Below are 25,543 nucleotides of genomic sequence, written 5' to 3' on the forward strand. Positions count from 1 at the left end.
GTTCCCGCCCGGACGGGATGTCCCTCTTCCGGGTCGCGGTCGGCGTTGTCGGTGGCACGGTCCACAATGGTCCGCGTCAGATCAACCATGTTGGTGAAGGAGCCGCAGCCGCGATGGCCCGCCGCAGCACGAAGACACCGCCGCCGGACGACGCGTTCGAGGAGAGGATCCTCGACATCGACGTCGTCGACGAGATGCAGGGCTCCTTCCTCGAGTACGCGTACTCGGTGATCTACTCGCGCGCGCTTCCCGACGCCCGCGACGGCATGAAGCCCGTCCAGCGACGCATCGTCTACCAGATGGGCGAGATGGGTCTGCGCCCCGACCGCGGGTTCGTCAAGTGCGCCCGCGTCGTCGGCGAGGTGATGGGCAAGCTCCACCCGCACGGCGACGCGTCGATCTACGACGCCATGGTCCGCATGGCGCAGCCCTTCTCGATGCGGCTCCCCCTCGTCGACGGCCACGGCAACTTCGGTTCCCTCGGCAACGACGACCCGCCGGCCGCCATGCGGTACACCGAGTCGCGGATGGCGCCCGCCGCCCTCCTGATGACCGAGTCCATCGACGAGGACACGGTCGACTTCTCGCCGAACTACGACGGCCAGGAGCAGGAGCCCGTCGCGCTCCCCGCCGCCTACCCGAACCTGCTGGTCAACGGCGCGTCCGGCATCGCGGTCGGCATGGCGACGAACATGCCGCCGCACAACCTCGGCGAGGTCGTCGCGGCCGCCCGGCACCTCATCCGCCACCCGAGCGCCGACCTCGAGACGCTCATGCGGTTCGTCCCGGGCCCCGACCTGCCCACCGGCGGCCGGATCGTCGGCCTGTCCGGCATCAAGGACGCGTACGAGTCGGGCCGCGGCTCCTTCAAGATCCGCGCCACGGCGACCGTGGAGAACGTCACGGCGCGCCGCAAGGGCATCGTCGTGACCGAGCTGCCCTTCACGGTCGGCCCCGAGAAGGTCATCTCCAAGATCAAGGACCTCGTCGGCTCCAAGAAGCTCCAGGGCATCGCGGACGTCAAGGACCTGACCGACCGCAACCACGGCCTGCGCCTCGTCATCGAGGTCAAGAACGGCTTCGTGCCGGAAGCGGTCCTGGAGCAGCTCTACAAGCTGACGCCGATGGAGGAGTCCTTCGGCATCAACAACGTGGCGCTGGTCGACGGCCAGCCGCTCACGCTCGGCCTCAAGGAGCTCCTGGAGGTCTACCTCGACCACCGCTTCGATGTGGTCCGGCGCCGTTCCGAGTTCCGCCGCACCAAGAAGCGCGACCGGCTGCACCTGGTCGAGGGCCTCCTCGTGGCGCTCCTCGACATCGACGAGGTCATCCGGATCATCCGGGAGAGCGACAACTCCGCGCAGGCCAAGGAGCGCCTGATGGAGCGCTTCTCCCTGAGCGAGATCCAGACGCAGTACATCCTGGACACGCCGCTGCGCCGCCTCACCAAGTTCGACCGCCTGGAGCTGGAGACCGAGAGCGACCGGCTGAACGGCGAGATCGACGAGCTGACCGGGATCCTCGACTCCGACACCGAGCTGCGCAAGCTGGTCTCGGCGGAACTGGCCGCGGTCGCGAAGAAGTTCGCCACCGACCGCCGGACGGTCCTGCTCGAGTCGGCCGGCGCGCCCGTCGCCGCCGTCTCCCTCGAGGTCGCCGACGACCCCTGCCGCGTCCTGCTCTCCTCGACCGGCCTCCTGGCCCGTACGGCGACGGGCGAGCTCCCGGCCGCCGACGAGGACGCCAAGCGCAGCAAGCACGACGTGATCGTCTCGGCGGTGGCGGCCACCCAGCGCGGTGACGTCGGCGCGGTGACGTCCGCGGGCCGCCTCCTCCGCCTGTCCGTGATCGACCTGCCGCAGCTCCCGGACACGGCCAGCGCCCCGAACCTCGCGGGCGGCGCACCGCTCTCGGAGTTCCTCTCCCTGGAGGCGGACGAGACGGTGGTCTGCCTGACCACGCTCGACGAGTCCTCCCCCGGCCTCGCGCTCGGCACGCTCCAGGGCGTGGTCAAGCGCGTGGTGCCGGACTATCCGGCGAACAAGGACGAGCTGGAGGTCATCACCCTCAAGGACGGTGACCGGATCGTCGGCGCGACCGAGCTGCGCACGGGCGAGGAGGACCTCGTCTTCATCACCTCCGACGCCCAGCTCCTGCGCTACCAGGCCACGCAGGTACGGCCGCAGGGCCGTCCCGCCGGCGGCATGGCGGGCATCAAGCTGACGGCGGGCGCCGAGGTGATCTCGTTCACGGCGGTGGACCCGGCCGCGGACGCGGCGGTCTTCACCGTCGCGGGCACCACGGGCACCCTGGTCGGCGCGGCGGGTACGTCGGCGAAGCTGACGCCCTTCGACCAGTACCCGCGCAAGGGCCGCGCGACCGGTGGCGTCCGCTGCCAGCGCTTCCTGAAGGGCGAGGACGTCCTGCTCCTGGCCTGGGCGGGCGCCACACCGGCCCGTGCCGCGCAGAAGAACGGCACCCCGGTCGCCCTCCCGGAGCCGGACCCGCGCCGCGACGGCTCGGGCACGCCGCTGCCGCAGCAGGTCGACGTGGTGGCGGCCCCGCCGAACTGACCGAGCGGGACCGGACGACGGTCGGACAGAGGCCGGACGGGGGCTCAGCCCTCGTCCGGCTCCTCCTCCGTCTGGCGCACGTACCGCAGGACGCCCCACATGCTGTGCTCGTCGGGGGCGTCCTGCGGTCCGTTCTGCTCGCACGCGGCGAGCTCCTTGCGGAGACCGGCGGCGTCGACGGCCGACCCGATGAGCACGAGCTGGGTCGTCCGCTCCTCGCCCCCGGTCCACGGCTCGGGGTAGAAGCGCAGGAAACGGCCGACCGCGTGCACGGCGTACCGGTTGGCCGGGTCGGCGGCGCCGAAGTCGACGAAGCCCTTGATCCGGTAGAGGCCCTCGGGCCGGGAGTCGAGGAACTCCATCAGCCGCCGGGGGTGGAGCGGGGCGGACGTCGCCAGCGAGACGGTGTCGTACGCCGCGTGCGGGTGGGCGTGCCCGTCGTCGTCGGAGCCGTACAGGATGTCCTCGATGGACATCTGGCCCTCGATCTCGTCCTCGGGCACCACCCGGTCGAAGAGCAGCTCCGGATCGATCCGCCCGTGCGAGGCCTCGACGACGGCGGCCCGCCGGACGAGCCCCCCGACGGCCTCACGGACGGCGAGCAGCTCCCCCGCGGAGACCCGGTCGGACTTGTTCACGACGACGAGGTCGGCGATGCCGAGGTGCCGGTCGGTCTCGGGATGCCGCTGCCGGGTGTCCTGGAACTCGGCCGCGTCGACCACCATGACCAGCCCGCCGTAGACGATCCGCTCGTTCTCGCTCGCGAGCACCATCCGGACCAGTTCCTGCGGTTCGGCGAGCCCGCTCGCCTCGATGACGATCACGTCGAGCCGTGACTCGGGCCGGGTGAGAACCTCCAGGTACTCGTCCAGCTCGCTCGCGTCGACCGCGCAGCACAGACAGCCGTTCCCGAGGGAGACAGTCGACCCGACCTGTCCGGCGACGGTCATCGCGTCGATCCCGATGTCCCCGAAGTCGTTGACCATGACCCCGATGCGGGTGCCCCTGGCCTGGCGCAGCAGGTGGTTGAGGAGCGTGGTCTTCCCGGCCCCGAGAAACCCGGCGAGGACGACGACGGGGATCTGCTGCGTGGTCAAGGGTGGCGCCTCCGGTCGAGCGTTTCCTCCCACATCCGTGGGAACGCCCCAGGATAGGCACGCCACCCGGATCCGAGCCTCGCGATCCCCCCGGCCCCCGCCCCGGTATTTCCGGTCCCGGCCCCCGGCCGCTTACCGTTTCCGCCATGCGTCCCGTCCGGAGCACTACCGCCGCCGCCACCGCGCGCCCACGCGCGCGGCGGCGGCGGTTCGGATGGCCCCGGCGGATGTTCTCGCAGGTGCTGCTGATGCAGCTGGGCATAGCGGCGGGCGTGACCGTGCTCGCCACGGGGCTCTTCCTCGCCCCGCTCAGCGCGCAGCTCGACGACCAGGCGATGCGCCGGGCCCTGGCCATCGCCCAGACGACCGCCTCGCCCCGCCTCGCCGCCGACCTGACCGGAACTACGCCCTCCGCCGTCGGACCGGTGCAGCTCGCGGCCGAACGCGTCAGGACGTCCACGGGCGCCGAGTACGTCGTCGTCATGGACACGCACGGGATGCGCTGGTCGCACCCCGACCCCGCGCAGCTCGGCCGCCGGGTCTCCACCGACCCCAGCACGGTCCTCGGCGGCCACGACGTCATGGAGATCGACAGCGGCACCCTCGGCCGCACGGCGCGCGGCAAGTCGCCGCTGCGCGACGCGGACGGCGCCGTCGTCGGCGCGGTCTCCGTCGGCATCGCGTACGACAGCGTCCGCGACCGCCTCCTGGCCACGATCCCCGGCCTCCTCGCGTACGCGGGCGGCGCGCTCGCCGTCGGCGCCCTGGCCGCGTACCTGATCTCCCGCCGCCTCCAGCGGCAGACCCACGACCTGGCCTTCTCCGACATCTCCGCACTCCTCGCCGAGCGCGAGGCGATGCTGCACGGCATCCGCGAGGGCGTCGTGGCCATCGACCGCTCCGGCTCCGTCCGCCTGGTCAACGACGAGGCCCAGCGCCTCCTCGGTCTCGGCCCCGACGCCGCGGGGCGCCCCCTCGACGAGGTCCTCGGCCCGGGCCGTACGGCCGACGTCCTCGCCGGCCGGGTCACCGGCGACGACCTGCTCACCGTCCAGGGGCACCGGGTCCTGGTCGCCAACCGCATGCCGACCGACGACGGCGGCGCCGTCGCCACCCTCCGCGACCGCACGGAGCTGGAGCGGCTCGGACGCGAGCTGGACTCGACGCGCGGCCTGATCGACGCCCTGCGCGCGCAGGACCACGAGCACGCCAACCGGCTCCACACCCTCCTCGGCCTCCTGGAACTGGAGATGCACGAGGAGGCGGTCGCGTACGTCACCGAGGTGGCCGGGGTCCACCGGGCCACCGCCGAGCAGGTCACCGAGAGGGTCCGCGACCCGCTGCTCGCCGCGCTCCTGGTCGGCAAGGCGTCCGTAGCCGCCGAGCGCGGGGTGTCGCTCCGCCTCTCCCCGGACTCCTTCCTCCCTGACCGGCTGGTCGACCCCCGCGAGCTGGTCACCGTCGTCGGCAACCTCGTCGACAACGCGCTGGACGCCGTCTCCGGCACCCCCGCCGCCCGGATCGAGGTCGCGTTCCGCACCGAGGGCCGTACGGTCGTGCTCCGGGTCACGGACAGCGGTCCGGGCGTCCCCGAGGAACACCGCGAGCTGGTCTTCACGGAGGGCTGGTCGACGAAGGAGCTCCCGTCGCACGGCAAGCGGGGCCTCGGCCTCGCCTTCGTCCGCCGCCTGGCCGAGCGCCGCGGCGGTACGGCCCTGGCGGCAGCGGGCCCGGACGGCGGAGCCGAGTTCAGGGTCGAACTCCCGGACGCGCTGACCGCCCCCGAACCCGAACCCGCGGGCACCACACCCGAACCCACCGAGGAGCCCCGATGATCGACGTCCTCGTCGTCGACGACGACGTCCTCGTGGCGCGGATCAACGCCGCGTACGTCGCCAAGGTCCCCGGCTTCCGGGTCGCCGCCACCGCCCACTCGACGGCGGAGGCCCTGGCCGCCCTGGACAAGCACCCCGTCGACCTGGTCCTGCTCGACCACTACCTCCCGGACGAGAACGGCCTCGCCGCCGTACGGGAGCTCCGCGCGCGCGGCCACCAGTGCGACGTGATCATGGTGACGGCCGCGCGCGACGTCACCACCGTGCAGGCGGCGATGCGGCACGGCGCCCTCCAGTACCTCGTCAAGCCCTTCGCCTTCGCCGGGCTGCGCGCCAAGCTGGAGGCGTACGCGGCCCTCCGCAGCGCCCTGGAGACCGGCGGCGAGGCGGAACAGGCCGAGGTCGACCGGCTCTTCGGGGTCCTGGCGGCCGGCACCGTCGCCCCCGACCTGCCCAAGGGGCACTCCCCCACGACGGCCGAACTGGTCCGGCAGGTCCTGCTCGCCGCCGAGGGGCCGCTCTCCACGCAGGAGATCGCCGACCGGGCCGGTGTGAGCCGCCAGACCGGTCAGCGCTACCTGAAGCTCCTCGAACGCACCGGCCGCGTGCGACTCTCGCTCCGCTACGGCGAGACGGGCCGCCCCGAGCACCGGTACACCTGGGCGCCCTCGCAGCGGCCGTAGTCCGCTCCCGAGCCGTACGGCTCAGGCCGCCCCGGCCCCCGTCAGCGCCCTGACCTCGGTCTCCGCGTGCCGCGCCTCGTCCGGCGGCTCGGCCGAGGTGACCGTACCGACCCAGCCGGCGAGGAAGCCGAGCGGGATCGAGACGACGCCGGGGTTCTGCAGCGGGAAGAGCTGGAAGTCGACTCCGGGGAAGAGCGCCTCGGGACTGCCGGAGACGACCGGCGACAGGAGGACGAGCAGGACGGCGGGGAGGAGGCCGCCGTACACCGACCAGACCGCCCCCCGGGTGGTGAACTTCCGCCAGAACAGCGAGTAGAGCAGCACCGGCAGGTTGGCCGAGGCGGCGACCGCGAAGGCGAGGCCGACGAGGAAGGCGACGTTCAGGTCGCGGGCGAGCAGCCCGAGGCCGATCGCGGCCGCGCCGATCCCGGCGGCCGCGAGCCGCGCCACGGTGACCTCGCTGTACTGCCGTTTGGCGTGTCGCCGGCGCAGCGAGCTGTACAGGTCGTGGGCGACGGAGGCCGAGGAGGCGAGGGTGATCCCGGCGACGACGGCGAGGATGGTCGCGAAGGCGACGGCGGCGACGACGGCGAAGAGGACCGTGCCCCCGGTGGAGCCCGCCCCGCCGCCGAGGTCGAGGGCGAGCAGCGGGATGGCCGTGTTCCCGGAGGCGTTGGAGGCGCGGACCTCGGCGGGGCCGATGAGCGCGGCGGCGCCGAAGCCGAGCACGATCGTCATCAGGTAGAAGCTGCCGATGAGACCGATGGACCAGACGACCGAGCGGCGGGCGGCGCGGGCGGTGGGCACGGTGTAGAAGCGCGACAGGATGTGCGGGAGTCCGGCCGTGCCGAGGACGAGGGCGATGCCGAGGCTGATGAAGTCGAGGCGGGAGGTCCAGTCGCCGCCGTAGCGCAGGCCGGGGGCGAGGAAGTCCCGCCCGTGGCCGCTGCGGTCGGCCGCGGTGGCGAGCAGGTTGTTCACGTCGCCGTGGAAGCGGATCAGGACGAGGACGGTGAGCGCGACGGTGCCCGCCATGAGCAGGACGGCCTTGACGATCTGGATCCAGGTGGTGGCCCGCATGCCGCCGAGCGACACGTAGATCACCATGAGCGCCCCGACGCCCACGACGGTCCAGGAGCGGGCGGCCTCGCCGGTCCCGCCCAGCAGGAGGGCGACCAGGCTTCCGGCGCCGACCATCTGCGCGACGAGGTAGAGCACGGAGACGGCGACGGAGGAGGTTCCGGCGGCGATCCGCACGGGCCGCTCGGCCATCCGCGCGGCGACTACGTCGGCGAGGGTGAACCGCCCGCAGTTGCGGACGAGTTCCGCGACGAGCAGGAGGACGACGAGCCAGGCGACGAGGAAGCCGACGGAGTACAGCATGCCGTCGTAGCCGTAGAGGGCGATGAGGCCGGAGATGCCGAGGAAGGAGGCGGCGGACATGTAGTCGCCGGCGATGGCGAAGCCGTTCTCCAGGGGCGAGAAGAGCCGGCCGCCGGCGTAGAACTCCTCGGCCGATCCGTGCCGGTTGCGGCTCACCCAGGTGGTGATGCCGAGGGTGACGGCGATGAAGACGCTGAAGAGCACGAGCGCCAGGGTCTGGTGGTCGCGGGTCATCGCGGCTCCACCCCCCGGGTCATCTCCTGCGTGTCCCAGCGCAGTTCCAGGGCGGCCCGGTCGCGGCGCAGCCGGGCGTGGCGCGCGTAGGCCCAGGTCAGCAGGAAGGTGGTGAGGAACTGGCCGAGGCCCGCGACCATCGCCACGTTCACCGCGCCGACGACCGGCCGGGCCATGAGCTGGGGCACGGCGGTCGCCGCGACGACGTAGGCGAGGTACCAGAGCAGGAACGCGAGGGCGGCGGGGAAGACGAAACGGCGGTAGCGGCGCCGCACCTCCTGGAAGGCCGGACTGCGCTGGACCTCCAGGTAGATCTCCGCCGCGCTGGGGACCCGCTGTCGCGGGACCGCCGTGTCGTACCAGGGCCCGTCGACCGGCTCTGCCGAGGCGTCGCGCCCTTCCTGTGTGTTGACCTGCTCCACCGGGCAACTCTCCTTGTCAGCGAACCGTTTCGGCCGCGTGCCCAAGGATGGACAGAGCAGGAAGATCCCGGACTCTTCTCTCCGCCGTCTTCACCTGATCAGGTGACTCTTCGGCGGGGTGGCCCGGTCGGGCCGTGCGGATGTGCGTACCGCACGGCCCTCGCGGGGTCAGGCGTCGATGCGCGAGCGGTCGAGCGTCGCCGCCGAGCTGGTGATGAACTCCTTGCGGGGCGCGACGTCGTTGCCCATGAGGAGGTCGAAGACCGTCTCCGCCGAGTCCAGGTCGCCGATGTTGATCCGGCGCAGGGTGCGGTGACGCGGGTCCATCGTGGTCTCCGCGAGCTGGTCGGCGTCCATCTCGCCGAGACCCTTGTAGCGCTGGATGGCGTCCTTGTAGCGGACCCCCTTGCGCTGGAACTCGAGCAGGGTCTGGCGCAGCTCGTTGTCCGAGTACGTGTACACGTACTTGTCCTGGCCCTTCTTGGGCTGGACGAGCTCGATCCGGTGCAGCGGCGGTACGGCGGCGAACACGCGCCCGGCCTCGACCATGGGCCGCATGTACCGCTGGAAGAGCGTCAGGAGCAGGCAGCGGATGTGCGCGCCGTCGACGTCGGCGTCGACGAGCAGGACGATCTTGCCGTACCGGGCGGCGTCGAGGTCGAAGGTGCGGCCCGAACCGGCTCCTATGACCTGGATGATCGCGCCGCACTCGGCGTTCTTGAGCATGTCCGAGACCGAGGACTTCTGGACGTTGAGGATCTTGCCCCGGATCGGCAGCAGCGCTTGGAACTCGCTGTTCCGGGCGAGCTTCGCCGTGCCGAGGGCGGAGTCTCCCTCGACGATGAAGAGCTCGCTGCGCTCCACGTCGTCGCTGCGGCAGTCGGCGAGCTTGGCGGGCAGCGAGGAGGACTCGAGCGCGGTCTTCCGGCGCTGGGCCTCCTTGTGCTGGCGGGCCGCGATACGGGTACGGGCGGCCGCGACGGCCTTCTCCAGGACCGCGCGGGCCTGGGCCTTGGCGTCCCGCTTGGTGGAGGTCAGGAAGGCCTTGAGCTCCCGGGCGACGACGGCGGCGACGATCCGGCGCGCGGCCGAGGTGCCGAGGACCTCCTTGGTCTGGCCCTCGAACTGCGGCTCGGCGAGGCGGACCGTCACGACGGCGGTGAGGCCCTCCAGGGCGTCGTCCTTGACGATGTCGTCCTCGGCGACGCGCAGCATCTTGGTCGAGCGCAGGACCTCGTTCACCGTCTTGGTGACGGCCTGCTCGAAGCCGGAGACGTGGGTGCCGCCCTTGGGCGTGGCGATGATGTTGACGAAGGACCTGACCGTCGAGTCGTAGCCGGTGCCCCAGCGCAGGGCGACGTCGACGGCGAGCTCGCGGGTGACCTCGGTCGGGGTCATGTGGCCGCGGTCGTCCAGGACCGGGACGGTCTCCTTGAAGGTGCCCTGCCCGGTGAGGCGCTGGATGTCGCAGACGGCCTTGTCCTCGGCGAGGTACTCGCAGAACTCGCTGATGCCCCCGTCGAAGCGGAAGGTCTCCTCGCTCTTGCCGATGCCGGCGAGGTCCCGCTCGTCGCGGACGACGATGGTGAGGCCGGGCACGAGGAAGGCGGTCTGGCGGGCGCGCTGGTGCAGCGTCTCCAGGGAGAGCTTGGCGTCCTTGAGGAAGATCTGCCGGTCCGCCCAGTACCGCACGCGCGTGCCGGTGCGGGTCTTCGGGACGCGCTTGGTCTTGCGCAGGCCGTTGCCGGGGTCGAAGGGGCTGTCGGGTCCCTGCTCCGTGAAGATGCCGGGGACGCCGCGCCGGAAGCTGATCGCGTGGGTGGAGCTGTTCCGGTCGACCTCGACGTCGAGGCGGGCCGACAGGGCGTTCACCACGGAGGCGCCGACGCCGTGCAGACCGCCGGAGGCCGCGTAGGACCCGCCGCCGAACTTGCCGCCGGCGTGGAGCTTGGTCATGACGACCTCGACGCCGGAGAGGCCGGTCTTCGGCTCGACGTCGACGGGGATGCCGCGGCCGTTGTCCTTGACCTCGACGGAACCGTCGTCGTGGAGGACGACCTCGATGTGGTCGCAGAAGCCGCCGAGCGCCTCGTCGACCGAGTTGTCGATGATCTCCCAGATGCAGTGCATCAGGCCGCGGCTGTCCGTGGACCCGATGTACATGCCGGGGCGCTTGCGGACCGCTTCGAGCCCTTCGAGTACGAGCAGATGCCGCGCGGTGTAGTTGGAAGCGTCACGGTCTGCGGTCAGCAGCGCACTGGACGGCACGGACGTTTCGGCGGTCACGCGGTTCGCTCCTCGCTGAATTTGAAAAGTGGCCCGGTGGGGTAAGGCCCGGCGTCATTCACCGCTCAGAGGGTACCGATGCCTGGTAGAGCCGTGTTCACACCACCCTCCCCGTTTCCTCATACTAGTCCAGGGTCGCATGAATGTTCGATCCCTCGTTGGGGTGACGCGAACATCACGTTCCCTTCCAGGCATGAACCATTTAGGCTCCGGGCACGTCCTCATCAACAACCGGCACCCCGCCGGGAGGACGCAACGAGACAAGCAACGCGAAATCCGTAGAGCAACGCAATACGGCTCATTCGCCGCCAACCGGCAGCAGACAGCCACCTTCGGAAAAAGTTTCAAGGAAAAGCCGCGAGCGGGAACGTTTTCGGCCTGGTTGGATGTTGACCCTGGTACGACAGCTCGTCGAGCTAGAGAAGAGGCGACGTGACTACTGTTCTGACCCCCGCGAGCCCCCTGACGGCCGCTGACCGCTGCGACCGCTGCGGCGCCCAGGCATACCTGCGTGTCGTCCTGACCAGCGGAGGTGACTTGCTCTTCTGCGCCCACCACGGCCGCAAGTTCGAGCCGGAACTCAAGAAGATCGCCGCTGAGATACAGGATGAGACGGACCGACTCACCGACGTGCCGTCCCGCACGCAGGGCGAGGACCACGCCTGAGAGTCGGGCTACGACGAGCCCAGGGCCGGTAGCCGAGCGCTGACCGGACGACGGGCGGCCACCCCCGCAACCAAGGGGGGCGGCCGCCCGTTCTCGTACCCGGAGCCGGACTGGAGCGGCACTGGCGCCGGCCCGGAGCTTCACCGGAGCCGTCCGGAGCCGGACCGGAGCTTCACCGGAGCCGGACCGGAGTCTCCTCGGAGCCGAACGCGGTCCCGCACGCGGCTCCGTCCTCAGCCCCGCACCCGGCACCGTCTTCCAACCCGTACGCGGCTCAGCCCTCGACCCCGCACCCGGCTCCACCCTCCACCCCGCGCCCGATCCGTGACCGGACGCGCACGGAGCGTCAGAAACGCTCTGGCAGCACCGCGGAGACCCGCGTGTAGACACCCGGGCTCTCCGCCTGCCCGCAGCCGCTCCCCCAGGACACGAGGCCGACCAGCAGACCCTTGGCCACCAGCGGCCCGCCACTGTCCCCCTGGCACGCGTCCCTGCCGCCCTGCGGATCGCCCGCGCACAGCATCGTGGCGGCCCGGTAGGGCACGCCGAAGCCGCCCGGGTACGCCCGCTCGCACGCCGCGTCCGGCAGCACCTGCACCCGCGCCGTCCGCAGCGCCGAGGCGTACGTCCCGGTACCGGTCGTGTCACCCCAGCCGTAGACGTCCGCGGCCGTGCCCGGCTCGTGCGCGGCGTCGCCGGCGCGGGCGACCCCGATCACGTACGACTCCGGCAGCGGGCTCGCCAGCGTGAGCACCGCCAGGTCGCCCGAGTTCGTCGCCGGGTCGTACGCCGGGTTGACCCAGGTCCGCTCGATCCGGACCTCCTGGCCACCCTGCCCGCGCAGCGCGGCGCGCCCGGCGATGACCACGAAGTCGCGCAGCTGCCACGGCTCGCCGCCGAGCACCTCGCGGCCCAGGCAGTGGGCCGCCGTCAGCACCTTGGTCGGCGCGACGACCACGCCTCCGCAGAACTGCCCCGCCCGGGTACCCCCGAACCGGTCACGGCTGGACAGGGCCACGGCCCAGGGCGCGTCGGCGGTCAGGGCCTGCCGGCCCCCGACCACGACGCTGTCGGCCGCGGCGGGTGCGGCGCCTGCCACCTGGCCCACCGCAGCCGTGACCAGGCCCAGGGCACCCGTCAGCGCGCGGGTGAAGGGACCTCGCATGGAGCCTCCTGACTCTCCGGTGATGTCGGTTCACCCAGAGTCCTGCACGTGTCCAGCCGGTGCACCCGCGCACACGCGAAGGGCCCGGTTCCTCCTTCTCGGGGAACCGGGCCCTTCACCTCAGCTGTCGGACTGTCAGTCCAGGTAGTCGCGCAGCACCTGCGAACGCGACGGGTGACGCAGCTTCGACATCGTCTTCGACTCGATCTGACGGATGCGCTCACGCGTCACGCCGTAGACCTTGCCGATCTCGTCCAGCGTCTTCGGCTGACCGTCGGTGAGACCGAAGCGCATGGAGACGACGCCCGCCTCACGCTCGGAGAGCGTGTCGAGCACGGAGTGCAGCTGCTCCTGGAGGAGCGTGAAGCTCACCGCGTCGGCCGGCACGACCGCCTCGGAGTCCTCGATGAGGTCACCGAACTCGCTGTCGCCGTCCTCACCCAGGGGGGTGTGGAGGGAGATCGGCTCACGGCCGTACTTCTGGACCTCGATGACCTTCTCGGGGGTCATGTCGAGTTCCTTGGCCAGCTCCTCCGGGGTGGGCTCGCGGCCCAGGTCCTGGAGCATCTGGCGCTGGACGCGCGCGAGCTTGTTGATGACCTCGACCATGTGCACCGGGATACGGATGGTGCGGGCCTGGTCGGCCATGGCGCGGGTGATCGCCTGACGGATCCACCAGGTGGCGTACGTGGAGAACTTGTAGCCCTTGGTGTAGTCGAACTTCTCGACCGCGCGGATCAGACCGAGGTTGCCCTCCTGGATCAGGTCCAGGAAGAGCATGCCGCGGCCGGTGTAGCGCTTGGCCAGCGAGACCACCAGTCGGAGGTTGGCCTCCAGGAGGTGGTTCTTGGCACGGCGGCCGTCCTCGGCGATGATCTCCAGCTCGCGCTTGAGCTTCGGAGCGAGCTTGTCCGAGTTCGCGAGCTTGTCCTCGGCGAACAGACCGGCCTCGATGCGCTTCGCGAGCTCGACCTCCTGCTCGGCGTTGAGCAGCGGGACCTTGCCGATCTGCTTGAGGTAGTCCTTGACCGGGTCTGCGGTGGCACCGGCGACAGCGACCTGCTGCGCCGGCGCGTCGTCCTCGTCCTCGTCGGACAGGACGAAGCCCTTGCTCTCGCCCTCGGTCTCTTCCTCTTCACCCTTGCCGGGCGCGACGTCGTCGAGGAGTTCCTCGCCCTCGGCGAGCTCGTCGGCGTCCTTCTTGGACGCGGTCTTCTTCGCCGTGGCCTTCTTGGCGACGGTCTTCTTGGCCACCGCCTTCTTGGCGACGGTCTTCTTCGCGGCGGCCTTCTTGGCGGGGGCGCCCGACTCGTCGGCCGACTCGTCACTGTCCGCCGCGGGGGCGGCCGAGGCCGTGACGGTCGTCTTCGTCACGGTCGTCCTGGCGGTGACGGTCTTGGTGGCGGTCCGCTTGACCGGGCTCTTCGCGGCGACGCTCTTGCGGGCGCGCTTCGGCGACTCCGCTGCACTCACCATCAGCGTCACACCCTCTTCCTCGAGGATCTGATTGAGGCTGCGCAGAACATTCTTCCACTGGGTTGGCGGAATCTGGTCGGCTTCGAAGGCCCGACGCACGTCGTCGCCGGCGATCTGCCCATCAGCCTTTCCCCGCTCGATGAGCGCCATCACAGACTCGGACTCGGCGATCTCCGGCGGGAGCGTACGGGATGTGCTGGCCGACACGAACAACCTCTCGGAACGATGGAAACGGCTTCCGGCCCCGCTCTGGATCGAGCTGGAGCCGACGACCGTCGGCGGGACATGTGCCGACGGCGCGGGCTGGACCGGGGAACTGCACAGCGCCTGAACCGGCTGCTGTATTCCTTCCTCGGCTGTCACCTCTTAGGTCATCGCACGGCCCGGAGGAGTGTTACGCCCAATCTTCGTGGCCCGAGTCACACCGCATATGTGGCGAAACAGCCGAAGCGTTACATCATGGCACATTCGCGCCGCCGGAACCCTGGCGCCATCCGGGGAAACCCTGCCGGATCCCCGGACCGCGCTCGGACCCGGCGGCACGCCGTGCGTGCGCCGCCGCGCTCCCCACCACGACTCGCGGTCAGTGTTCGCGGGGGGCAGGGACGACGCGCTCCACCTCGGGGTGGACGGTCAGCAGCTGGCGCATGGCGTTCTCGGCGCCCTGGGCGTCCCCGGCCGCGAGCGCGTCGACGATCCGGGCGTGGTGGGCGAGGCAGTTCTCGCTCGGACGGTCACAGCCGGTGACGGGGCCGCCGGAGACCTGGAGCGCGGCCCCGACGATGCCGGAGAGGTGCTCCAGCATGCGGTTGCCGGCGAGCTGGATGAGGAGCGAGTGGAACTCGGTGTCCGCGCGGGAGAAGGTGACGCCGTCACCCTGGGCGTACGCGTGCCCCATGATCTCGACCATGTCGGCGAGGCGCTGCTGGACGTCCTCCCGGCCGTGCCCGGCGGCGAGACGGGCCGCGAGGGGCTCGATCGTCCAGCGCAGCTCGTTCAGCTCGCGGCGCTGGTCGTCGCGCTGCGGGCCGAAGGCGCGCCACTCGATGATGTCGGGGTCGAGCAGGTTCCAGTCGCTGACGGGCCGGACCCGGGTGCCGACGTTCGGGCGGGCGCTGACGAGGCCCTTGGCCTCCAGGACGCGCAGGGACTCGCGGACGACGGTGCGCGAGACCTCGAACCGCTGACCGATCTCCTCGGGGACGAGGGGGCGGTCGGCGCCCAGGTCGCCGGAGACGATCATCTGGCCGAGCTGCTGGACGAGCTGTCCGTGCAGACCCCGGCCCCGGCTGCCGGCCGTCCGGCGGCCGACGCGGCCCAGGTCGGTGTCCACGCCCTCCCAGGAGGACGGGGTCGCGCGGCCGACGCCGGGCGTCTCCGCGTAGGGGTAGCGGTCGAGGTCGCCCGGGGCGCCGAGGCCTGCTTCGACGGGGCGGGCGGCGGTCATCATGGTGTGCGCAAGGGTACTCACGCATCCTTTGTCGGCGTTGCCTCCGTGACCCTTGAGGTCTTTGGTGAAAAGCACACGAAAGGGTGATCGGCACCCCCTACACAATTGACGATTATTCGGACATATGGGGTGCCACCCAAGGGAGTTGCCCTTGAGACGAACCCTTTCCCTCCAAAAGTGATCACCAACGGACGCTCCGGCGAAGCCCGGTGAGCACATAGGCGCAGAGCAGACCCGTCAACACCAGCGTGAGCGCCACCCCCACGGGCTGGGCCACGACCCTCAGCGCACCCGCCAGCCAGCGGTCGACACCCGGTGACCACTGGGGTCCGAGCAACTCGCGCAGCCGCGCGGGAAGTCCGGCGGCCGAACGGACGGCGGGACCGGTCAGGACGGTCCCGAGAACCGGAACCAGGGCAACCGGTACGAAGAGGACCGCGGCCACACCGGCCGCCGCCGCCCGGAACACCCCCGCCCCGAGCACCCCGGCCCACGCGCACCCGACGAGCAGACCGAACCAACTTGCGGCCAGGGAGGGCCAGTTCTTCGGTACGGGAATCAAGTCGGCGCCATAGACGGCCCGCAGGGCCCCCAGGTCGGCCGCCACGACGAGCGCCCCGAGGACCAGGGCCACCCCCGCCACCACGACCAGCTTGGCCAGGAGCAGACCGAGCCGCCGGGGGACGGCACCGCGCCCGGCGGTGAGTGCCGGGTAGCGGTACTCCTCGCCGAAGGAGAAGGCGCCGATCAGACCCGCACCGAGGGCGGCGGGCGGCAGCGGGGCGAGCGCGGGCCAGCCGGCGAGGACGACCGGCAGGTCGACCGCGCCCCCGCGCCCGAGGAGCAGGGCGCAGGCCACGGAGACGAGCAGGACCGTCCCCGCGACGAGCGCGGTGCTCGGCACACCGAGGAGCCGGTGGAGCTCGTACCGCAGCGGACGCGAGGGCGCCCGGGGCGGCTTCCGGCCGGGCGGCCGCCCGGTGACGGACTCGACCGCTCGGCCACTGGGCGCCGGCAAGGGTGCAGGCGCGGACGCGGACCCGGACCCGGACGAGGGGCCGCATGCGGGACCTGAGCCGGGTGCGGACGCCGGTGCCGGTGCGGATGCGGAGCCGGGCTCGTCCGCGGCGACGGGATCGGTCGGAGGCACGCGCGTGGGCGGGGGCACGGGTGAGGGCGCGGACGGGGACGCGGGCGCGGGCGTGCGGGCCGATGCCGTGTCGCCGGTCTCGTCGGCGAGCCGGTGGATCACGAGGCCGTGCCGGAACGCCGTGTCGCCGACGGCGGCGCAGTCGCTGCCGTAGACCGACAGCAGGTTGCCGTCCTCCGCGACCGCCTCGACCGGCCGCCGGGCGGCCCGCGCCTCCTGGGTCAACGCGGCGGCGAGGCGCGCGGCATGAGGGGTGCGGACGGCGACCCGGGGCCGCAGCCGGGTGCGGGCGAACTCGCTCGCCTCCTGGTCGGCGACCACCCGGCCGCCGTCGAGCGTGACGACCCGATCGGCGTTGCGGGCCGCGTCCTTGGGATCCCGCGTGGTGTAGAGGACCGTCCCGCCTTCGGCCGCGTGCGCGCGGAGGAGTCCGTGGAGCCACGCGCTGTCGGCGGCGGCGAGACCGCCGGCCGGATCGTCGAGCAGCAGGGCGTGCGGAGCGGCCAACAGGGCGCACGCGATGCCGAGTCGACGGTCGGCCCCGCGTGGAAGGCTCCCGACGCGCCGGCCTTCGAGTCCGGCCAGGCCCACGGCCCGGATGACGTCGTCGGCCCGCGCGACGGGAGTTCCGGACGCGGCGCAGAGCATCCGGAGTTGGCCGCGGAGCGTCCGGGACGGGTGCCCCGGAACGTCCCCCAGAAACACGCCGACCTCACGGGACGGGTGGGCGGCCCGCGCCAGCGGCCGGCCTCTGAAGTAGGTGAAGCCGCGCCCCGGATCGAGTTCGAGCATGAGACGGAGCGCGGTGGTCTTGCCAGACCCCGCGGGGCCGAGGAGCGCGGTCACGGCGCCCGGCCGGGCCTCGAAGGTCAGATCGTCCACCGCCGGCGGGTGATCGCGGCGGGGAGTGCTGGTCAGTCCGATTGCCTGGAGCATCGCTTCTCTCGCGGTAGGTGACACCGCTCCGCGGCAGGGCGGCGCTACCGCAGCAAGATAACGCTACATATCGGACTTCTTGCGGAGGGTCGGCGTCCTGGGGCGCCGGAACCCCGGGACGGTCAGACCTCGGGACGCAGCATCGGCGGGTTGAGGAGGGTGGCCCCACCTGCCCGGAAGAGCTGGGCGGGCCGTCCGCCCTGGCGCGTGGTGGTGCCGCCCGCGGGAACGAGGAAGCCGGGCGTGCCGGTCACCTTGCGGTGGAAGTTGCGCGGGTCGAGGGCGACGCCCCAGACGGCCTCGTAGACGCGGCGCAGCTCGCCGACCGTGAACTCCGGCGGGCAGAAGGCGGTGGCGAGGGAGGAGTACTCGATCTTCGAGCGGGCTCGCTCGACGCCGTCGGCGAGGATGCGGGCGTGGTCGAAGGCGAGGGGTTCGGCTCCCCCGCCCCCACCCCCTCCCCCGCCCCTCGTCTTCTCGGCCTCCGCGCCGGTGGGGCCGTCCTCGCCGAGGAGTTCCTCGACCGGGGCCCAGCGCGCACTGTTCGCGTCGCCGCCGGCGCGCGGCGCGGGCAGGTCCGGGGCGAGCGCCAGGTGCGCGACGCTGACGACCCGCATCCGGGGGTCCCGGTCGGGCGCGCCGTAGGTGGCCAGCTGTTCCAGGTGCGCACCGTTGCCGGTGACGGGCGCCGGGGCGCCGGGGTCGTGGGCGCTGAGTCCCGTCTCCTCGACCAGCTCGCGGGCCGCGGCGGCGCCGAGGTCCTCGCCCTCCCGGACGAAGCCGCCGGGCAGTGCCCAGCGCCCCTGGAACGGCGGTTCCCCTCGTCTCACGACCAGGGTGCAGAGCGCGTGGCGCCGTACGGTGAGCACGACCAGGTCGACGGTGACAGCGAAAGGCGGAAAGGCCGACGGGTCGTAGGGAGGCATGCCGCGAATCATAGTCGTCTTCCTGACGATAAACACTCCCCGGGAAGTGATCGTCCGTGACATCTTCCCCGCACCGTGCCGCTTCCGCCGGATCCGCACCCGGCATTCCGTCACACACCCAGCTGAAGCCCCTCCGCGGCCTCCTCGACCATACCGAGACCGAGTCGGCCGACCCGTACGGCGAAGGGCTCGCCCGCCACCACGAGCCCCGACAGGCGGATCGCTCCCAGCGGCGCGGAGGGCATGGGGTGCACCGAGACGGACCGTCCCGGCGCGTCGGGCCTGATCCCGGCGAGCGCCACCACCGCCTGCACCGCCCCCGCGGCGGCGACGGCGGCCGGTCGGCACGCCGCCGGATGGGGCACCGGACGCGCTCCGGCCGTCCGCTGCTCGCCCGCGTACATCTCGGGAAGCCGGTGGCCGAAGGACTCCGCCGCGTCGAGGAGCCCGCGCAGCAGGGCGGCGGCCTCCTTCTCGTGCCCCGCGGCGGCGAGACCGGCCACGGCGACGGCGGTCTCGTGCACGCGTACGGCCCCGGCCCGGTGCCCGAAGGGGTTGTAGCCGGGCTCCTTGACCCCGAGGCCGCGCAGGCCCCAGCCGGAGTCGAGTGCCGGGGTGGCCAGCAGCCGGGCGACCTGTTCGGTCTCGACCTTGTCCAGAAGACCCTGCGCGTACCGCCCGCCGTCGAGCAGTCCGGTGTCGAGGAGGTGCGCGGCCCAGCCGCCGAGCTGGGACCGGGTCCCGCCGTCGGCGGTGCGGGCGACGGCGGGCCGGCCGCCGCCGAGGTCGTCGAGCCAGAACTCCCGTCGGAACCGTTCTCGCAGCGCCCGGGCGCCTTCTCGCAGGGCGTCCGCGCCGGGCCTGCCGCAGGCGTCGAGGAGGTCCGCGCCGAGCAGCGCCGCGCGGTGGGCGTGAGCCTGGGTCTCGGCACGCCAGGGCTCGGTGGGCCCCGGGTCCGGCACGTATCCGTCGCGCTCCCAGGCGCGGCGGAGCCAGCCGAGGCACCGCTCCGCGACCGGGAGGAGCTCGTCCAGGTCCGCCGCGGGCAGCCCCCAGCGGCGGGCCTCGGCGAGCACGACGGGGAAGGCGAGGGTGGCCTCGATTCCCGTGCAGCGGGGCGGGAGGCCCGGTCCCGCGTCCCGCAGGGGTCCGGGAACGCGCCCCGATTCCGCCCCGGTGCCCCGGAGTTGGGCGCGGCCGAGGGAGCGGAGCGTGGTGACGGCGAGTCTGGTCCCGAGGGGCAGGGCCATGCGGGCGGCCCAGAGGGCCTCGGCGGTGACCGGTCCGCAGCGCCAGGGGACACCGGCCGCGAGGTGGACGTCCGTGGGGTGTGCGGGGTCGCGCTGGAGGAGGGCCCGGAGGTCCTCCACGGAGGTGTGCAGCAGCTCTCCGGGGCGCGGGTCGTCGCCCTCGGCCCGCGCCTCGGCGAGGATGTGGCCTCCGGGTCGCCCGGTGCCGGCCCCCGAGGAGGGGGCGGTGCCGGTCGCGCGGTCCGCCCGTACCCGGAGCCGGATCGTGTACGGGGCTCCGGGCGGGAGTTCGGCTTCCCAGCGCAGGACCCCGGCCGCCGCCAGGGAGTCCATGGGCGGCGGGTCGGCGGTGACGGCGACGGACCAGCCGTCGCCGGAGGCCCAGCGCAGGCCCGTGCCGTGGACGCTCGGTGCGAGTTCGGGTCCCTGTCTTCCGGACGCGATCGCGCCCAGATCCGCGAGATCCGTGCCCAGAGCGATTTCCACCGGGAAGCGGAGGGGGCGGCCGGTGGCGTTGCGCAGGGTGACGCGCTCGGTTCCGTCGGCGCTCCGGGTGCGCTCGACGGAGAGTCCGGGATCGGGTCCCACGTCCCCGGGGAGCCGCAGGACGCCGAGGAAGACCGCCCGGTCGACGGCCGCGAGGCGGCCTTGGAGGGCGACGGGTTCGCGTCCTGCCACCCGCAGGACGCAGCGGGACAGGATCCGGCGTCCCGACGTGTAGACCCCTTCGGGGCCCTCGCCGGTGAGCTGGCCGTGGTCGGCGCAGACGGCGAGGGCGGGCAGGGCGACGCAGAGGAGGGCGTCGTGCACCGAGGGCAGCTCGCCCGGCCGTACCGGTCGGGGCGGTGCGGCGCCCACCCCGGACGGGTGGCCGGGGGCGAGCCCCTTCGGTGGGTGTCCCGCGGGTCGTCCGGGGGCCGGGAGGGGGCTGAGGGCCATGGCGGGTGTGAGCTGCTCTCTGTGCGGTCCGGGCGGCCGGCGGGGTGTCGGCGGCGCGGTGCGACCGGCTCCGCCAGAGAGGTGAACGCGCGCGCGGGCGGCCGGGTCACGGGCGTCATCGTCCGCTCCTGCTGCCGGGCTGCCCGTCGTGGCGTGCCGCCCGGGCCCCGGGTCCGCTCGCGGCGGGGCCGCCGGGCCTCACGCCGGCCGCGGTCCCGCGGCGCCTTCCGCCGGTCTGCCGACCGGGCGTGCCGGCGCCGAGCCGCGCTCCCTGCGGGCGGGTGGTGCGGACCCTGACCCGCCGGGAGGAGGCGGGCGCGAGCTGTTCCGTGGCGCGCGCGTCCCGCTCGCCCCGCAGGCAGGACCGGAGGGACTCGGGGTCGAGGCCCTCGTTGCAGGCCTGGTGGAGGAGGCGGGCGAAGACGTACTCGGAGTCGGCTTCGAGGGCGAGCCCCAGCGCGACGCGGGCGGTCGGCTCGTCGCCCGTGGACCAGGCGGCCCAGCCGGCGAGGGTCAGGGGCGCGGCGGCGTGCTCCTGGTAGGGGGCGACGCAGCGCCTGGCGAGGACCCGCCAGAGCCGCAGGGCCGCGGTGCCTTCCCAGCCTTCCATCCACTCGGCGGCGCGGTCCCGGGTCGCCCGGTCCTGGAGGCCGAGGATGAGCGCGGCCGCCTCCTCGACCCCGACGAGGGCGTCGTCGGCCGCGTCCGTCGCCGCGACGCCGCCGAGGTTCCTCACGGGTGTCTCCACGCCGGAGTCCGAGACCCGGACGGGCCCGTCTCCGGCCCGGACCGTCGAGGCGGTGATCGCGGCGGCACCGGGCCGGGGCGGGCTGGCGAAGCGCCGGAGGATCTCGCGGGCGGTCCGCAGCGTCTCCGTCCGCACCTTCTCCCGGCCCTCCCCGGGTGCGCCTTCGACGATCCGGGGGACGATCGCGGCCGCGGCCTCGTCGAGGGCCGCGCGCTGCCGCTCGTCGGCGGCCGTGCCGTGCGGCCTGAACCGGGCCTCCATCTCCCGCAGCGAGCCGGGCGCCGGGAGCCCCGCGAAGGCCGCGGTCGCCGCCATCACCGACGTACCGCCGAGGGCGAGCGGGGTGCCGTCGGCCGGACAGCAGGTGGGGGACGGACAGCAGTAGGAGAAGTAGAGGCCGTCGGAGATGCAGAGGGCCTCGCAGACGGGGATGTCCAGGGCGCCGCAGGCGATGCGCAGGCGCTGGGCGAAGGGACGCAGCCGCTCCGTGACCGCCCGGCCGGTCTCGCCGGGTGCCGGGTCCTGGCACAGGAAGACGACGATGCCGTCCGGCCGTGCGCCGTGCCGGGTGCCGCCCTCGACCAGGCACTCGGCGAGGTGGTCGGCGGTGGACGCCCATTCGTGGGGGGAGCGGGGGATGCCGAGCCTGACGCGGCCGCCGAAGCGGCCGTGTTCGCCGTGGAGGGCGACCAGGACGACGGAGTCGGTGGGGTGGAAGCCCAGCATGAAGGGGAGCGCGTCGGCGAGCTCGGCCGGGCCGCGCAGGGTGATGCGCTGGGTACGGGAGGGTCCGCTGGTTTCGCGGTGATTCGCGTTCATGGTCAGGACGGTCTCGCGATCTCCCGATTTCCGAAAGCCCTGTGGATAACTCCGGATACGCGGCATTGCCGACCCTGCGGAGTTATCCACAGGGTCGACGTCCGATGCCCCGAATTCCCCTATGCTCGACGCTGTTTGACGTGCCGACAGGCCTCAGCCGGCCGCGGCCAGGACCAGCGGGAGCACCTGTCCGGCCCCGGCTCGACGGAGCAGGCGGGCGGCGACCGCGAGGGTCCAGCCGGAGTCGGTGCTGTCGTCCACGAGCAGGACCGGGCCGGGCGAGGCGGTCAGCGCCTCGGACAGTTCCGGAGGGACGGCGAGGGCGCCGGAGAGCGCCCGGAGACGCTGGGCGGAGTTGCTGCGGCGTGCCGCGTGCGCACCGTCCGGGCCGGTGTAGGCCAGGGTGCCGAGGAAGGGGAGGCGACCGATGGTGGCGATGCCGTGGGCCAGGGAGCCGACGAGCTGCGGCCTGGTGAGGGACGGCAGAGCGACGACGCCCACGGGGCGTGCGATCGCGTCGGTGACGTTGGGCGCCCAGCCGCCCGGCGAGCGCGCCCAGTCGGCGAGCACGGCCACGGCGGCCTTCAGGACGTCGTCGGGCACCGGACCGTCCGGAGCGTGGTCGGCGAGCAGCGGGCGCAGCCTGTTGCCCCAGCCGATGTCCGAGAGACGCCCGAGGGCGCGGCCGGTGGAGCACTGCTCGCCCGCGGGGATGCGTCCCTTGAGGTCGACGCCGAGGGCCGGCATGCCCGTCGGCCACATCCGGCGCGGCTCGATCTCGACGCCCGGTCGGTCGAGTTCCTTCGTGGCCCCGGTCAGCGTCTCCGTCGAGACGGAGGCGTCGGCCCAGGGCCCGGCGCAGTTGTCGCACCGGCCGCACGGGACGGCTCCCTCGTCGTCCAGCTGGCGGCGCAGGAACTCCATGCGGCACTCGGTCGTGCCGACGTAGTCGCGCATGGCCTGCTGCTCGGCCGCGCGCTGGCGCGCCACCCAGGCGTACCGCTCGGAGTCGTAGCTCCAGGGCTGGCCGGTGGAGGCCCAGCCGCCCTTGACCCGCTTCACGGCACCGTCGACGTCGAGGACCTTGAGCATGGTCTCCAGACGGGTGCGGCGGAGGTCCACCGCCGCCTCCAGGGCCGGTACGGACAGAGGCCGTCCGGCGTCGGCGAGGGCCGCGAGGGTCTGCCGCACCAGGGACTCGGGAGGGAAAGCGGTGTCGGCGAAGTAGCGCCAGATCGCCTCGTCCTCCTTGCCGGGGAGGAGCAGGACGTCGGCGTGCTCGACGCCGCGTCCGGCGCGGCCGACCTGCTGGTAGTAGGCGATCGGGGACGAGGGCGAGCCGAGGTGGACCACGAAGCCGAGGTCGGGCTTGTCGAAGCCCATGCCGAGGGCGGAGGTCGCCACGAGCGCCTTGACGCGGTTCTCCTGGAGGTCGGTCTCGGCCTGCAGGCGGTCGGCGTTCTCCGTGCGGCCCGTGTACGAGGTCACCGTGAATCCGCGCTGCCGGAGGAAGGCGGTGGCCTCCTCGGCCGCGGCGACGGTGAGGGCGTAGACGATCCCGGAGCCCTGGAGGTCGTTCAGGTGCTCGGCGAGCCAGGCGAGGCGGTGGGCCGCGTCGGGGAGTCGGACCACGCCGAGGCGCAGGCTCTCGCGCTCCAGGGTGCCGCGCAGGACGAGGGCTTCACCGGCCCCGGTGCCCAGCTGCTCGGCCACGTCGGCGGTGACCCGCGCGTTGGCGGTCGCGGTGGTGGCCAGGACGGGGACGCCGGGGGACAGCTCGGCCAGCATGGCCCGCAGGCGGCGGTAGTCGGGCCTGAAGTCGTGGCCCCAGTCGGAGATGCAGTGCGCCTCGTCGACGACGAGGAGGCCGGTGGTCGCGGCGAGCTTGGGCAGGACCTGCTCGCGGAAGTCCACGGAGTTGAGCCGCTCGGGGCTGACGAGGAGGACGTCGGTCTCGCCGCGCTCGACCTCGTCGTAGATGGTGTCCCACTCCTCCGGGTTGGCCGAGTTGATGGTGCGCGCCTGGATGCCGGCGCGCGCCGCGGCGTCGACCTGGTTGCGCATCAGCGCGAGGAGCGGCGAGATGATCACCGTGGGGCCCGCGCCGCGCCGCCGCAGGAGGGCGGTGGCGACGAAGTACACGGCGGACTTGCCCCAGCCGGTCCGCTGCACGACGAGGGCGCGCCTGCGCTCCTCCACCAGGGCCGCCACCGCCTGCCACTGGTCCTCTCGCAGCCGTGCGGAGCCGCCGGGCGCACCGACGAGCTCGGCGAGGATGGCATCGGCTTCGGCGCGGAGCTCCTGGTTGTCCATGACCCCATGCAACCCGATGGCACGGGCAATCGCCCAACTCACTCAGCGTGACGCTCCCCTCCCGGGTCGGCGGCCCCGTGCGCGGTGTGTCGGGGCCCGAGTGGACCGGAAGGGATGTTTCCGTTGGTGCTCACCGGCCAGGGGTGAAACAGGGGAGGAAACGGGGAGTGAACAATGGGCGACGGGGCAGGGATATGAGAGGCATACCACCGCATTCTCGTCAGCGACTTCAATTGCTCATTGCCGGTCCCCCGCAGGCCAAGCAAGAATTGGAGCACCGCCCCACACGGCCCTTCTGCGGCCTTGAAGGACCGTGCCGTGGTGCGCCCTCACCCGACCCTTGCCCGCCGCGCGGGCGCGTATCCGAAGGGAGGACCATGACCCTCGGATTCGCTCCGTCCGCAGGCACCTCGACCCGTTCGTCGCCCGGGTCCGCCAGCCGCCTCGCCCGGATACTCGAACCGGCCGAGTGGGCCGCGGCGGGGATTCCGCTGCTCGGCAATCCGCGTGAGGTCGTCAGCGGACTGCACTCGCGCCACGCGCCGACGCCGTCGACGGCGGTCGTGGCGATCCTGGACCACGAGGAACGGCTCGCCGCCAGCGCCTCGTTCGTCCCCCGCTCCCTGCCGGCGGACGGCTGGGAGTTCCGGAACGCGCTCCTGGCGCACCTCCGCCGGGTCCTTCCGCACGACCTGCGGCGCCGCGCCCCCGTGAGGACCGCGGTGCTGCTCTACTGCCGCGAGGGCGACGAGCGCTGGACGGAGGAGGACGGGGCCTGGATGTGGGGGCTCCGGGACGCCTGCACCCTCCACGGGCTCCGCTGCGGCGCGTACATCACGCTGACCCGAGCGGGTTGGCAGGTGCTCGGCGAGGGTCGCGGAGGCCGGCGCCCGAGCTCCGACTCCCACCCGGTCCCGCTCGGCGCCGAGGCGGCCGAACTCGGCCGTCTCGCGCCGAGAACCGCGAGCGGGGCGGCAGAACCCCTGCGCCGCGCCGCGGCACGCTGAGCCGAGACCGGTCGAGGCCGCGCGGGCGAGCGGCTCGGTACGGCACCCCGTGAGGCGACGGCGGCTCGACTTCTCGACGCGCGCCCCCGCCGGCCCGCGTCACGGGCCGGCGGGAGGGAACCGCGGGAAACGGAACCGCTGAGAACGCCACCGCGGAGCTCGGCCGCGGGGAGCACGGCCGCGGG

Annotated in this window: 18 protein-coding genes; 6 read left to right on the plus strand and 12 right to left on the minus strand. The window is 72.9% G+C overall.

Going from position 1 to position 25,543, the window contains the following annotated elements; all coding sequences use genetic code 11:
• The first annotated feature begins 113 nt into the window (after positions 1-113).
• Positions 114-2,573 (plus strand): DNA topoisomerase IV subunit A, encoded by a 2,460-nt coding sequence (locus AB0G79_RS23820; RefSeq protein ID WP_360809619.1) that lies wholly within the window; start codon positions 114-116, stop codon positions 2,571-2,573.
• Positions 2,574-2,617: 44 nt separating this feature from the next.
• On the opposite strand, the gene AB0G79_RS23825 is transcribed toward AB0G79_RS23820, so the two are convergent.
• Complete coding sequence (locus AB0G79_RS23825; protein ID WP_360809621.1) at positions 2,618-3,670, minus strand: GTP-binding protein; 1,053 nt, start codon at positions 3,668-3,670, stop codon at positions 2,618-2,620.
• 146 nt (positions 3,671-3,816) lie between these two features.
• Here AB0G79_RS23825 and AB0G79_RS23830 point away from each other — a divergent pair, with 146 nt between their 5' ends.
• Both AB0G79_RS23830 and AB0G79_RS23835 read left to right on the plus strand, forming a co-directional pair.
• Positions 3,817-5,505, plus strand: coding sequence for a sensor histidine kinase (locus AB0G79_RS23830; protein WP_360809623.1), 1,689 nt, complete (start codon positions 3,817-3,819; stop codon positions 5,503-5,505).
• Positions 5,502-6,188 carry a response regulator gene (locus AB0G79_RS23835; RefSeq protein WP_360809625.1) on the plus strand — a complete coding sequence of 229 codons (687 nt, stop codon included), beginning with the start codon at positions 5,502-5,504 and terminating at the stop codon, positions 6,186-6,188. Before AB0G79_RS23830 ends, AB0G79_RS23835 begins: the two co-directional genes overlap by 4 nt.
• A gap of 21 nt (positions 6,189-6,209) precedes the next feature.
• Here the strand turns inward: AB0G79_RS23835 and AB0G79_RS23840 are convergent, their stop codons facing one another.
• The 3 genes from AB0G79_RS23840 to AB0G79_RS23850 all read right to left on the minus strand — a co-directional run bounded on the left by AB0G79_RS23840 (position 6,210) and on the right by AB0G79_RS23850 (position 10,513).
• Positions 6,210-7,805, minus strand: a complete 1,596-nt coding sequence (locus AB0G79_RS23840) for a cation acetate symporter (RefSeq protein ID WP_360809627.1) — start codon at positions 7,803-7,805, stop codon at positions 6,210-6,212.
• The gene (locus tag AB0G79_RS23845; RefSeq protein WP_360809629.1) at positions 7,802-8,227 is read right to left on the minus strand and encodes a DUF485 domain-containing protein; all 426 of its coding nucleotides are present in this window, start codon (positions 8,225-8,227) and stop codon (positions 7,802-7,804) included. Before AB0G79_RS23845 ends, AB0G79_RS23840 begins: the two co-directional genes overlap by 4 nt.
• A 168-nt stretch (positions 8,228-8,395) precedes the next feature.
• Complete coding sequence (locus AB0G79_RS23850) at positions 8,396-10,513, minus strand: DNA topoisomerase IV subunit B (protein WP_360809631.1); 2,118 nt, start codon at positions 10,511-10,513, stop codon at positions 8,396-8,398.
• Positions 10,514-10,945: 432 nt separating this feature from the next.
• Here AB0G79_RS23850 and AB0G79_RS23855 point away from each other — a divergent pair, with 432 nt between their 5' ends.
• The gene (locus AB0G79_RS23855; protein WP_360809633.1) at positions 10,946-11,179 is read left to right on the plus strand and encodes a hypothetical protein; all 234 of its coding nucleotides are present in this window, start codon (positions 10,946-10,948) and stop codon (positions 11,177-11,179) included.
• 346 nt (positions 11,180-11,525) lie between these two features.
• On the opposite strand, the gene AB0G79_RS23860 is transcribed toward AB0G79_RS23855, so the two are convergent.
• Positions 11,526-12,344, minus strand: a complete 819-nt coding sequence (locus AB0G79_RS23860; RefSeq protein WP_360809635.1) for a serine protease — start codon at positions 12,342-12,344, stop codon at positions 11,526-11,528.
• Positions 12,345-12,479: 135 nt separating this feature from the next.
• On the minus strand, positions 12,480-14,027 hold the full coding sequence (locus tag AB0G79_RS23865; RefSeq protein WP_360809637.1) for an RNA polymerase sigma factor: 1,548 nt from the start codon (positions 14,025-14,027) through the stop codon (positions 12,480-12,482).
• Here AB0G79_RS23865 and AB0G79_RS23870 point away from each other — a divergent pair.
• Positions 13,960-14,151: a hypothetical protein gene (locus AB0G79_RS23870; protein WP_360809806.1), complete on the plus strand. Its 192-nt coding sequence runs from the start codon at positions 13,960-13,962 to the stop codon at positions 14,149-14,151. The genes AB0G79_RS23865 and AB0G79_RS23870 overlap by 68 nt on opposite strands.
• Before the next feature lie 252 nt (positions 14,152-14,403).
• On the opposite strand, the gene AB0G79_RS23875 is transcribed toward AB0G79_RS23870, so the two are convergent.
• From AB0G79_RS23875 to AB0G79_RS23900, 6 genes are all read right to left on the minus strand, one after another.
• Positions 14,404-15,291: a FadR/GntR family transcriptional regulator gene (locus tag AB0G79_RS23875; protein WP_360809639.1), complete on the minus strand. Its 888-nt coding sequence runs from the start codon at positions 15,289-15,291 to the stop codon at positions 14,404-14,406.
• A gap of 160 nt (positions 15,292-15,451) precedes the next feature.
• Positions 15,452-17,356, minus strand: coding sequence for an ATP-binding cassette domain-containing protein (locus AB0G79_RS23880; RefSeq protein WP_360809641.1), 1,905 nt, complete (start codon positions 17,354-17,356; stop codon positions 15,452-15,454).
• Between the two features lie 122 nt (positions 17,357-17,478).
• Complete coding sequence (locus AB0G79_RS23885; protein ID WP_360809643.1) at positions 17,479-18,282, minus strand: NUDIX domain-containing protein; 804 nt, start codon at positions 18,280-18,282, stop codon at positions 17,479-17,481.
• Between the two features lie 110 nt (positions 18,283-18,392).
• A complete protein-coding gene (locus AB0G79_RS23890; RefSeq protein ID WP_360809645.1) occupies positions 18,393-20,471 on the minus strand; it encodes a glycogen debranching N-terminal domain-containing protein in 2,079 nt (692 codons plus the stop codon).
• 115 nt (positions 20,472-20,586) lie between these two features.
• Entirely contained in the window at positions 20,587-22,038 is a 1,452-nt protein-coding gene (locus tag AB0G79_RS23895) for a DUF4192 domain-containing protein (protein WP_360809647.1), read from the minus strand.
• Between the two features lie 153 nt (positions 22,039-22,191).
• Positions 22,192-24,351: a RecQ family ATP-dependent DNA helicase gene (locus AB0G79_RS23900; protein WP_360809649.1), complete on the minus strand. Its 2,160-nt coding sequence runs from the start codon at positions 24,349-24,351 to the stop codon at positions 22,192-22,194.
• Between the two features lie 377 nt (positions 24,352-24,728).
• Here AB0G79_RS23900 and AB0G79_RS23905 point away from each other — a divergent pair, with 377 nt between their 5' ends.
• Positions 24,729-25,358, plus strand: coding sequence for a hypothetical protein (locus tag AB0G79_RS23905; protein WP_360809651.1), 630 nt, complete (start codon positions 24,729-24,731; stop codon positions 25,356-25,358).
• Positions 25,359-25,543 lie beyond the last annotated feature (185 nt).

Source organism: Streptomyces sp. NPDC020807 (assembly GCF_040641575.1).
In the GTDB taxonomy this organism is placed as follows: domain Bacteria; phylum Actinomycetota; class Actinomycetes; order Streptomycetales; family Streptomycetaceae; genus Streptomyces.